General features: G+C 59.6%; 7 protein-coding genes and 1 pseudogene. All 8 read left to right on the top strand.

What is annotated here, in order from left to right:
* Positions 1–192: 192 nt before the first annotated feature.
* Positions 193–439 (top strand): annotated as a pseudogene (locus B0G73_RS39100) (aldo/keto reductase); the annotation flags it as partial.
* 182 nt (positions 440–621) lie between these two features.
* On the top strand, positions 622–1,506 hold the full coding sequence (locus tag B0G73_RS39095) for a phytanoyl-CoA dioxygenase family protein (RefSeq protein WP_106286371.1): 885 nt from the start codon (positions 622–624) through the stop codon (positions 1,504–1,506).
* 187 nt (positions 1,507–1,693) lie between these two features.
* Positions 1,694–3,736, top strand: coding sequence for an NAD(P)-binding protein (locus B0G73_RS39090; protein ID WP_106286370.1), 2,043 nt, complete (start codon positions 1,694–1,696; stop codon positions 3,734–3,736).
* A gap of 18 nt (positions 3,737–3,754) precedes the next feature.
* Positions 3,755–5,617, top strand: coding sequence for a DUF3483 domain-containing protein (locus B0G73_RS39085; protein WP_106286369.1), 1,863 nt, complete (start codon positions 3,755–3,757; stop codon positions 5,615–5,617).
* Between the two features lie 227 nt (positions 5,618–5,844).
* On the top strand, positions 5,845–6,849 hold the full coding sequence (locus B0G73_RS39080; protein ID WP_219907341.1) for an electron transfer flavoprotein subunit alpha/FixB family protein: 1,005 nt from the start codon (positions 5,845–5,847) through the stop codon (positions 6,847–6,849).
* Entirely contained in the window at positions 6,839–7,693 is an 855-nt protein-coding gene (locus B0G73_RS39075; RefSeq protein WP_106286367.1) for an electron transfer flavoprotein subunit beta, read from the top strand. The genes B0G73_RS39080 and B0G73_RS39075 overlap by 11 nt, the downstream gene beginning before the upstream one ends.
* A gap of 29 nt (positions 7,694–7,722) precedes the next feature.
* Positions 7,723–8,505 carry an SDR family NAD(P)-dependent oxidoreductase gene (locus B0G73_RS39070; RefSeq protein WP_258194172.1) on the top strand — a complete coding sequence of 261 codons (783 nt, stop codon included), beginning with the start codon at positions 7,723–7,725 and terminating at the stop codon, positions 8,503–8,505.
* Positions 8,506–8,671: 166 nt separating this feature from the next.
* Complete coding sequence (locus B0G73_RS39065) at positions 8,672–10,198, top strand: class I adenylate-forming enzyme family protein (RefSeq protein WP_181196771.1); 1,527 nt, start codon at positions 8,672–8,674, stop codon at positions 10,196–10,198.
* Positions 10,199–10,342 lie beyond the last annotated feature (144 nt).

Below are 10,342 nucleotides of genomic sequence, written 5' to 3'. Positions count from 1 at the left end.
ACGAGCTACGGACTCCAAATAAAAGCCGCTTCGAATGACAACGGCGGCTGACTGGATAATCCGATGGTAATTGGCTGCCCATACGTATTCCCGAGGTCGGAACGCATCGTTCCCGACGTGTGTGTCTCTGCGTCAAATCCGTATCGTCGGAGTAAATGATGAAGAATCGACCTTTTGATAGAAAATACTTTTATGGAAATGCGTCAGCTCGGCGCTAACGGCCCAGCCGTTTCCGCCGTCGGTCTCGGCTGTACGGGCATGAGTGAGTTCTACGCAAATCGTGATGATGCGGAATCCATCCACCATTCATCGTGCCCTGGAGTTAGGCATCAATTTCCTCGATACCGCCGATATGTACGGACCGTGTATCGACGAGGACCTCATCGCCAAAACGATCAAGGGCAAGCGCGGTCATGTTTTAATCGCCACCAAGTTCGGTACGGTATACGCTACGTCGAGGCAGGCATGAAAATGCTGAACGGCTGGTCTTGCCGTGTCAAAAATAACACGTCAAGGTTAGCACCCTGCGATTGATAGATTCGAACCCGGACACTATTTACGTTGAGCGCGGGATTGTTTGTGTCGATAGTGGTGACATCATTGATAAGAGTGATTGCAACCATGCAGACATTGAAACCTGTCACTACCTTGTCGGCTGACGTTTCGCCAGAGCAAGCCCTTGAAGTCACCGAGCGCGATGGCGCGGTCATTATCAAGAACCTGTTTTCGCGCGAGATGCTTGGCCGGTTTTTGGCAGAGCTCAAGCCCTATACCGACGCGCGTGCCGCCGGATCGGGTTATGCCGACGCCGCTGCGCTGGTAACGCTGGGCCAGAAAACCCGCCGCATCACCGGACTCGCTGCGCGCAGCGTCACGGCGGGAGAAGTGATCACGCACCCTTTGATCCTGGCCTGGGCGAAAGGTCTGTTGTCCGGCGGTGATCACGGGGATATACAGTTGTCGACCTCGACCTATATCGAGATCTGGCCGGGCGAGAAACCCCAGCCCATCCATGCGGACGAAGGCGATTACCCGGAATTCCTTTGGGGCAAGGACATGCCCAACATCACCTGCAACGCCATCATCGCGCTGGACGATTTCACCGATGAAAATGGTGCCACGCGCTGCATTCCGGGGAGCCACAAGTGGGGAAGCGACTGGGCGAGATTCGACGAACAACCCGCCTCTATCCCGGCCGAAATGACGGCGGGTAGCGCATTGTTCACGACGGGGAAGGTGCTTCACGGTGGCGGTGCGAACCGCTCTACCGCGTCGCGCCGTGGTCTGGCAATTCAGTTCGCTGCGGGCTGGCTGCGCCCGATGGCCGCGCATCAACTTGAAACGTCGCGTGAACGGGCAAAGACGATGTCGCCGCAGTTGAAGGAGTTGCTCGGCTTCACGTCGTACAAGCGACCGTTGATTGAGGGACGTGCGCCGCGAGCATTGCTCAACTTGTTCGACATGGGCGAAGCGTCCAACTATCTCGAGCGTGGCCCGCTGGCCTGAGTAACGGCAGGCGAAATACACCATGGCACGTGTTTGGGAAAGGCGCCCGGCTTCGTCGACAATGGCATCGTACTCATCTTTTGTTCAGTTTGGGCGGTTGTTACGCGGCGACTTCTTGGAATCGGCAGGACTGATTTCCGACCACGCATATCGCATCCTCTAACTTTAAATTTGGCTGCAAATCGCCATGAATCAGTATCCGGCCTTGTTTCAACCGCTGAAGATTAAAGGCGTCACGATCCGTAATCGAGTTTTCAGCACTGGCCACGCGCCAATGTATGCCGCCAACGGTGTGCCGACTGAACGCTATCTGCGCTATCACCAGGAAAAGGCCAAAGGGGGCATCGGGCTGACCATATTCGGCGGTGCGACCTCGGTGGCGCCCGATGCGTGGGCTGCTTACTGGAGCACGCTCGTCGCCAAGGACGATTCCTGTGTCGAGCCGTTGCGCGACTTCGCCAATGGCATTCGCGAGCATGGCGCGGCCGTGATGATTCAGCTCACGCACCTGGGCCGCAAAATGAAATGGGATCAAGCCCCTTGGTTGCCGCCGATCTCATCATCATCGACACGCGAGCCGGATCACCGGTCGTTTCCCAAGGAGGCCGAGGACTGGGACATCAAGCGTGCGATCAACGACTATGCACAGGCCGTACGACGTTGTCGCGATGCCGGGCTGGATGGCTGCGAACTGCTTTTCTCGGCCCACCATCTGGTTGACCAGTTCTGGTCTCGCGCCGTGAATCGGCGGACCGACGGCTATGGCGGAACGCTGGAGAACCGCATGCGCTTTGGGTTGGAGGTGTTGGAGAAGGCACGCGAACTGGTAGGTGACGACTTTGTTATCGGCTGTCGGATGAGCGCCGACGAATTACTCCCGGATGGCAATGACCAGAGCGAGCAACTTGCAATTGCTTCGCGCTACGCAGGCACGGGCATGCTGGACTTTATCAACGTGGTCACAAGCAATGTGCAGGATTTCAATTCGCATTCGCATTATGTACCCAATATGTCCTATCCTCCCGCTCCTTACCTGGGTCTTGCCAGCGCAATCAAGCGTGAAGTGGACATCAAGGTTTTTCATGCTTCGCGCATAACGGATCTAGCGACCGCCAATCGGGCCATCGAGGAAGGGCATGTGGATATGGTCGGCATGACGCGAGCACACATTGCCGATCCCCACATCATGAAGAAGCTGGTAGAGGGCCGGCCGGAACAGATTCGTGACTGTGTGAATGCGTCTTACTGCATCGATCGCGTTTACGGGGGGGATGCAGCTTGCCTGCATAACGCCGCCACCGGACGCGAGCGTACCCTGCCGCACATCATCGTTCGCTCGTCCGAACGCAAACGGGTGGTGGTAGTGGGTGCCGGTCCGGGCGGACTGGAAGCCGCGCGCGCAGCCGGTGAACGTGGTCATACCGTGACACTGTTCGAAGCTGCGGACCGGACCGGCGGGCAAATTAACATCGCCGCACGCGGCCCTTGGCGTGAGCCGCTTTCGGGTATCGTGCGCTGGCTCGATAGCGAGGTGCGGCGGCTCGGCGTGGACGTCCGGCTCAACACCCGCGCCGATGCCGAAGCGGTACTCGCGCTCGACCCGCAGGTAGTAATCGTCGCAACCGGTGGAATCCCGAACAAGGGGCGATTCAAGGGCCACGAACTCGCGGTTAGCAGCTGGGATATTTTGACCGGCAGAGTCGAACCCGCGCACAACGTGCTGCTGTGGGACGACAACGGGCAACACCAAGGTCTGTCGGTCGGTGAATTCATGGCCAAACGTGGTTCGCTGATTGAGCTTGTTACTCCGGATCGCATGCCGGCCGCGGAGGTGGGGATTACGAATTTCCCGGTACACCTGCGGGAAATTTACAAGCATGCCGGAATTTTTACGCCTGATCGGCGGCTCATTGAGGTCTACGCCGAGGCCACGCAACTTGTGGCGGTGTTACGCAATGAGTACAGCGGGCAAGAAGAGGAACGGGTCATCGATCAGGTAGTGGCCGAGCATGGCACATTGCCGGTTGACGAACTATATTTTGCGCTGCGCGAGGGTTCCGTTAACTTCGGCGAGGTCGATCTCAATGTGCTGGCGGAAGAGGATCGTGTCATCGACGTCATCCATAACCCTTCCGGGCGTTTCCGCCTCTATCGAGTCGGTGATGCCGTGGCTTCTCGCAACATTCATGCCGCAATCTACGATTCGCTGCGCATTGGTCATGACCTGTAATGCGGAGAGCATGACGTAATGAACGGCATATTGGTAGGTCTGGTACTGGCTCTGTTCATTTTGCTGCTCTCTGGTGTACGCCTGGTGAGGCGGTGGATGGTGGGCGGGGAGGCACGTATTGACTGGGTAGGAGGTTTGCTGGGTCTGCCGCGCGTCTATCTGCATGACGTGCACAACGTGGTGGCGCGTGAGCGTACCGCGGGTCCCATGCATGCATTGACGGCGGGCGGCTTGCTGTCAACCATGGCTTTGCTGGTGGCAATGGCGTTTGGATTGCAGGGCGTTTGGGCTGGCGCGCTACTGCTCGTGACCCTGAGCATCATGCTCGGCGGTACGGTGCTGGTCGTGCGGCGCCGTTACCCGGTTCGGCCGGCGCGCTTGTCCGGCGGCGTATTTCAGCGCTTGCCGCTGATACTGCTGTTCTTTATCCTTGCGGTGGCCACACTGGCTCTCGGCCAGTTTTGGCATCCGGTCGTTGCGACGCTTGGCGCATGGGCCACGGGAGCGGCATTGGTCCTTCTGACTCGGGAAATCGGCAGCGGCCCACTAAAGCATGTTCTGGCAGGTGCGCTGCACTTGGCGGCACACCCGCGGAGAGAGCGCTTCGGCGCGGCACGGCCTGTGGCCGATCTTAAACCTCTCGACCTTTCGGCGCAGACTCTGGGCAGCACTCGGGCAAGCGATTTTGCGTGGAACCGGTTGCTCGGTTTCGATGCGTGCGTTCAATGTGGGCGTTGCGAATCCGTTTGCCCAGCCTATGCGGCCGGTTTGCCGCTTAATCCCAAAGCGTTGATACAGGACTTTGTGGCCAGCATGCCGGGCGGTCCGACCTTTCCGTACCGCGGTTCCTCACACCCGCCTGCACATGAATCGCGGCAGGATACGGTATCCATCCAGCTCGATGACGATGGGCGCGCAGTGATAGACGGGCAAACGCTGTGGGCCTGCACCACTTGCCGTGCCTGCGTCGAAGAATGCCCCATGATGATCGAGCATGTCGATGCTGTGGTGGATTTGCGGCGCCATCAGACGCTAATGCTGGGTGCAACTCCGGGTCAGGCACCGGTTGTCCTAGCAGAACTGAACGCAACCGATAATCTCGGCGGTCGCGCGGCGGTCGCGCGTGTTGACTGGGCCGCCGATCTGCGTTTGCCCTTGCTTCATGAAAACACTGAGACAGACGTGTTGCTGTGGCTGGGCGAAGGCGCGTTCGACCAGCGTCACCAACGTACCCTGCGTGCTCTAGTACAACTGCTGCGTATCGCAGGTGTCAATTTTGCGGTGCTGGGCAAAGAAGAAATCGATTGCGGCGACACCGCGCGCCGGTTAGGGGACGAAGCGTTATTCCAGAGCATCGCACGGCGCAATATTGCACTTCTGTCGACCCGTCGCTTCAATCGTATCGTGACCGCGGATCCGCATGTATTGCATAGCCTGCGCAACGAGTATCCGGCTTTGGGCGGCTACTACGAGGTGCAGCATCATTCGGCCGTGCTGGCCCGGCTGCTGGCCGAGGGTCGGCTGCAACCCAGGGTCCCGCCTGAAGAGCAAAAGATTACGTTTCATGATCCTTGCTATCTGGGCCGCTATAACGGTGAAACAGAAGCACCGCGTGCCATTCTCGATGCAATTGGTATGCAACGCATCGAGATGGAGCGATCGGGTCGCCGTTCGACCTGCTGCGGTGGCGGAGGTGGTGCACCGTTGACCGACATCAATGGTCCGCGCCGCATGCCTGATCTGCGCATGACGCAGGTGCGCTTAACCGGTGCGTCGACCGTGGCAGTGGCTTGTCCAAATTGTGCTTTTATGCTTGAAAGTGTGGCTGGTCCGCGTCCGGTCGTGGCCGATCTCGCCGAATTGCTGGTGGCGGCATTATGAGTGTGGTCTCGCGCATTCGCCTGCGCCGCATCGAGGGCATCTTGGCGTCTCGTGAACGCGTGCGTCGCCATCCCCGTCGCGAGCGAGATCCAGCGGTCGCCTCGTCCGATACGGGACTTGCTGAATGGATGGGGCCAAACGGCCGCATTCGCCGCAACCCGCGAGTCGGCAGGCGAGCTGCGGCGCCAGTGGCACCTAGTCAAACCATAGGTGCGGCTGTGGTGCCCGTGGAAGTCATCGATAAGCCTTCCTGGTGGGTGCTCGTCGTGCCGGATCTTGAAGGCGGTCGGCTGTCCTCTCACGACCGCGACGTGCTGGGCGCGGCCCGATTGCTGGCAGACGCGGGCCTCGATGGCGGCCCGGGAAAAGGCGCCGTCATTGCGTTGGTGCACGGAGTCTGCTCTGACGAACTAGCTGAATCCGGTGTCGATCGAGTGCAGTTGTTCGAGTCGCCATCGCAAGAGTACATACCTGAACTGCGTACAGCGGCCGTGCTGGCTACGATACAAGCCTTTCAGCCGCGCCATGTGCTGTGGCCGGACATCGCTACCGCGGGAGGCGACGTCGGTCGCCGCGTTGCAGCCGCACTCAGATTGCGGCCAGCGGCGCGCGTGGTGCGTCTGACGGCTCGGGAAGCGGCCAGCCGGATTCAGGGCGGATCGAAAGATCTGCTGCGGGCACCGCCGCAGTTGATGTTCATTGTGGCGGAAGCTGCCGAGCCATTCCGCGGGTCACGCCACGAAGCGCGGCAGTTGCCAGCGTTGGCATTGGCGACGCAACAAGGATCGATCGTCGACTGCGGTGTGGTTGCGGCCGATCCACAGCGCCTGCCGTTAACCGAGGCCGACCTCATCGTCAGCGCGGGCAACGGCGTCACCGACTGGCCGGCCTTCCATGCGCTCTGCCACGCCCTCGGTGGCACGCCTGGTGGCAGCCGAGCGGTGTGTGACGCCGGCCACCTGCCGCGTGCCCGGCAAGTGGGTGCCTCTGGCAGCCTCGTCGAGCCACGCTGCTATCTGGCCTTCGGCATCTCCGGGGCACCGCAGCACTTGGCGGGTATTGCCCGTTGTGAGCGCGTTATCGCTGTCAATACGGATTTGCATGCCGATATGGTCAAACGTGCCGACCTGTCCATTATTGCCGATGCTCAAGTTGTCATGCCCGCGCTGACACGGTTGATGGAAGGGGTATCGCGTGTTGCGGACAATGAGGAAAGCTGCCATGCAGATTGATCTAATGTTGTTACTGTCGCTTGGTCAGCATCCTCTTTCGCTCCGTAGCCAGATGGCCAGCGTCGACGCCCGTGCCGTCGAACTAGCGTTGCGGCTCGGTGATGCGGTACGCGTGCACGCGGTCTATGCGGGCGATCCGGACGAGCCGGCATTACGTGACTATTTAGGCTTGGGGCTGGCCTCTCTGACTGTACTTCGTCAGCCAAGGGGCGCCGACGTGCTTCCTGCCCTGTGCGAATACCTTTTGGCGAAAAAGCCCGCCCTGACCTTGGCTGGAATGGCGGCGGAGGTGGGCGAGGGTAGCGGCATGTTGCCCTATCTCCTGGCTGAGGCCCTTGGCGCTACGCTGCTGGCTGGCGCGGCCTCTGTCGCGCTTGGCGACTTCCAGGACGCCGACGGACAGCATATTCGTGCAGAGCAGGCTCTTGCGCGGGGGCAACGCAGGCTGCTTCAAGCCGCTCTGCCCTGTGTGATTACCGTTGCGGCTAAGGCTCCAGTGCCGCGCCAGAGCGCGTATGCACGCGCGCGCGCGGGACGGGTGGAAATCGTCGAACCTGAAGTATTGATCCGGAATTCGGCGGAACTGCTTCACGACACACAGATACTTGGCCGGGAAGTCCCCGCACGCAAAAATCCGAAGCGCATCCCGGTAAGCTCGGGCGGTAGCCTGGCGGATCGCCTGAACGCGCTTACCGCCACCGCAACCGGTGCCGGTCGCCTGATGGTGCAGCCGTCGCCCGTTGACGCGGCTTTGGCCATCCTGGAGTACCTGAAACAGGAACAGGTAGTAATGCCACCAGCTTCTGTTCAGTCCACAGATGGCGCAATTTTATTTTCTTCTTAATTTTATATAAGGATTACATAATGTGTTCCATGAAAGATAAAGTCGCGGTGGTCACCGGTGGCGAAAGTGGCATTGGCCTGGAAATTTCCAAAGGGCTGGCACAAGCAGGGGCGCACGTAGTACTGGCCGGTATTCTCGAAGATCTTGGCACCAAGGCTGAGGCATCGATTCGCGAGGCCGGAGGTAAAGCCGAATTCATTAAAGTTGATGTACGTTCTTCCTCCGCCATCAATGCGCTTATTTCCGGTGTGCATGAGCGTTTGGGCCGCCTTGACGTGCTGGTCAATAATGCCGGTGTCTCGGACGGAGCGGCCAAATGCCTGGAGACGAGCGACGAATTGTGGGATTTAGTACTTGATATCAATCTGCGCGGCGCCTTTTTTGCGACTCGCGCGGCGCTGGCCGTCATGGTACCCCAGCGAAGCGGACGCATCGTTAACGTTGCATCGGTAGCCGCCTTGCGCGTGCAGGTTAACGGGCTGCCGTATACCGTATCCAAATTCGGCATGACGGGTCTGACGCGCCATACCGCCACGCACTATGCCGAATCGGGAGTAACGATCAACGCCATCTGCCCGGGTTTCACGGTGACGGAGATGCGCGACAACTCAGCCCGCATCGTTGGAGACGTCGCGCCACCGATGGACCGTGCCGTGGGGGCGTCGCCCGACGCCTTCAAAAAGTTCGTGCCGGCACAACGACGCGGCAGTGTAGGCGAAATCGCCGCACTTGCGCTTTTTTTCTCTTCCGACGCGGCAAGTTACATCACGGGGCAGGTCGTCGCGGTGGACGGCGGATGGTCGGCGTCTTGACACGTATGTAAAACGCCTTTTGGCTCAGATGGCCGTCGCCCACCGGCCGGTGACCGTGAGGCACCTTGGAGATCAGTACGTCCAGTCTTACCATTGCATCGGCATATATTCCGAACGTCTCCCTTGCGTTGTGGTGCACGACGCTTCATCAACGAAAAAATTGAGCATGAAAGCACTAGTTAGCGACTGTATTCGTCAAGCTGCCCAGCTTCATCCCGACAAGACTGCGATCGTCGCCGATGGTCGGCGGATCAGTTACAGCGAGTTGGATCAGCGAGCGCAGTCGCTGGCATGCAAGTTGGTCTGGATGGGCGTAAAGCGAGGCGAGCGTGTCGCCATCGTTTCCGAGAATTCTATCGAATACTTTATCGTGATGTTCGCGGTCTGGCGAGCTGCCGGGGTTCTAGCGACGATTTTCCCGACATTTGGTGCGACCGAGCTCACATACGCTTTTCGTAATGCGACGCCGCGGCTAATACTGGTCGAACAGGAGCGCCTCGCTGCTGTCCAGAGTGCATTGCTCGAGACGGGCCTGAACTTTGAAGTGCGGGTTATTGGGCCTGATCAATTGCTTGAAGACGTGGAGCCAGTCAATGTGGCGCTACCCATGGCGATGCTGGGCGATCCAGGTATTATTTCCTATACCTCGGGTACGTCGGGCCGGCCAAAGCCGGTCACGCACACTCACGGAAGTTTGGCTCTTGGGCCGCAAATCTACGCCAGTATCTGGCATATGACCGAGCACGATGTTTTCTTCGTTCCCATGCCGCTTGCCTGGTTGGCTGGCGTGGTGACCACCTCGCTGGTGGCACTGAGCGTGGGCGCAACGGTGGCATTGGCGCGCCGCTTCAAGGATGCGGATGCACTGCGCGTCCTGGTTGAAGAACGGGTTACATTCTTCTTCGGTGTGACCACCATGTACGTGAAGCTCCTGCAGTACATCAAGACCCTGCCTGTGGCGCCTGAATTGCTTTTGCGGTGCTGTATCGCGGGCGGCGAACCGCGCAACGAGCCAGCCTTCGAGGAATGGCAGCGCGTGGCCGGTGCCGCGGTGCTCGATTGTTATGCCAGCGCGGAATGTTTTCCGGTGGCAACCTACGATCCGAGCATCGATCCGATACCGCGCCTCGGGTCGGGAGGGAGGCTGCTGGACGGTGTGCAGTTACGCTTGCTGAGACCCGATGGCACGGAAGCTGCCGCCGGTGAGGTGGGCGAGGCCCAGGTTCGTTCGCCGGTGATGATGCACGGCTATTGGGGTGAGCCTGATCTGACCGAGGCTGCTTTCACCGATGACGGTTGGTACCGCCTTGGCGACTACCTTCGCATCGACGAAGATGGCTACGTTTTCGTCGTCGGTCGTGCGTCCGACATGATCATCCGTGGTGGAGCAAACGTGTCGCCGGCCGAGGTAGAGTCGGTGCTGGTGCGTTTTGCGGGGGTGGCTGAGGCGGCAGTGGTTGGCTTGCCTGACGCAGTCTTCGGCCAGAGCGTGGCTGCCGCGATCGTTCCGGCTGTCGGCGCCCAAGTGGATCTGAATGCGCTCAAGATCTACTGCTCGAGCGAACTGGCGCACTACAAGGTACCCGCTCTGGTCGTGTTGTTCGGCACGCTTCCGAGAAATAACGCCGGCAAGGTGGTGCGCCGCCATGTTATTCCCATGATTGAAGAGCTGCGAGAAAAAGGAACGCTTTAACTGCTTGGATCGCGGGCCAACCTTCCGATCTGGGCTCGCGGTTGCGTCCGCGCATTGCGCCGTGTCGGGCATGAGCGGACGAAGACCGCATTCATCTGGATTCGGAAAGTCGAACGGTGTATCGGCGTTGGTCTGACCCAACTA

Source organism: Paraburkholderia sp. BL25I1N1 (assembly GCF_003002025.1).
Classification (GTDB): Bacteria; Pseudomonadota; Gammaproteobacteria; order Burkholderiales; family Burkholderiaceae; genus Paraburkholderia.
Note: the sequence above shows the minus strand (reverse complement) of the source record. Positions and strands in the feature narration are given on the sequence as shown.

Bases quoted from the DNA above. Each gene is read 5' to 3' on its own strand.
- B0G73_RS39095 (WP_106286371.1), top strand. From the start codon at position 622: ATGCAGACATTGAAACCTGTCACTACCTTGTCGGCTGACGTTTCGCCA.
- B0G73_RS39085 (WP_106286369.1), top strand. From the start codon at position 3,755: ATGAACGGCATATTGGTAGGTCTGGTACTGGCTCTGTTCATTTTGCTG.
- B0G73_RS39075 (WP_106286367.1), top strand. From the start codon at position 6,839: ATGCAGATTGATCTAATGTTGTTACTGTCGCTTGGTCAGCATCCTCTT.
- B0G73_RS39065 (WP_181196771.1), top strand. From the start codon at position 8,672: ATGAAAGCACTAGTTAGCGACTGTATTCGTCAAGCTGCCCAGCTTCAT.
- B0G73_RS39090 (WP_106286370.1), top strand. From the start codon at position 1,694: ATGAATCAGTATCCGGCCTTGTTTCAACCGCTGAAGATTAAAGGCGTC.
- B0G73_RS39070 (WP_258194172.1), top strand. From the start codon at position 7,723: ATGAAAGATAAAGTCGCGGTGGTCACCGGTGGCGAAAGTGGCATTGGC.